Here is a 359-nt window from a genome sequence, read left to right as displayed (position 1 = left end):
CCGAGGCGAGGATCCGCTTCCAGGCGGCGGGGGTGTCCACCGGCCAGCCGAGACGGCGGCAGACGCCCTCCTTCCACTCCTCGCCGCGCGGGACCCCCGGCCAGACCCGGATCAAGACAAACCACTCCTACACGGACACCCAGAACACCACGTAGATCTGTCCAACCACGAGCACGGACACGCAGTAGAACCGGGAGGAGATCCCGTGCTACTTCGTACCGTGCAGCAGTCCTGTGTCGTCCTCCCCGTCTGGCCGGCCGTCCCGCGCGGCGAGGAGTGGCAGGAGGGCGTCTGCCGCCGTCTCGGCTGGCCGGTGGACACCCCCGCCGCCTGGAAGCGGATCCTCGCCTCGGTGGACT

At 69.9% G+C, this 359-nt stretch carries 2 protein-coding genes; one reads left to right on the top strand and one right to left on the bottom strand.

Annotation, left to right across the window (positions count from 1 at the left end):
- Positions 1–115: DUF3097 family protein (locus PUR56_RS00570; RefSeq protein WP_329947389.1), on the bottom strand; the 115-nt coding region annotated here is incomplete at its 3' end.
- A 90-nt stretch (positions 116–205) separates the two neighbouring features.
- On the opposite strand from PUR56_RS00570, the gene PUR56_RS00565 reads away from it, so the two are divergent.
- Positions 206–359, top strand: a 154-nt coding sequence (locus PUR56_RS00565; protein WP_443034409.1) for a DUF3097 family protein, incomplete at its 3' end; no start/stop codon positions are given.

Origin of the sequence: Streptomyces sp. BE303, assembly GCF_036290945.1 — a bacterium.
GTDB lineage: Bacteria > Actinomycetota > Actinomycetes > Streptomycetales > Streptomycetaceae > Kitasatospora.
Note: the sequence above shows the minus strand (reverse complement) of the source record. Positions and strands in the feature narration are given on the sequence as shown.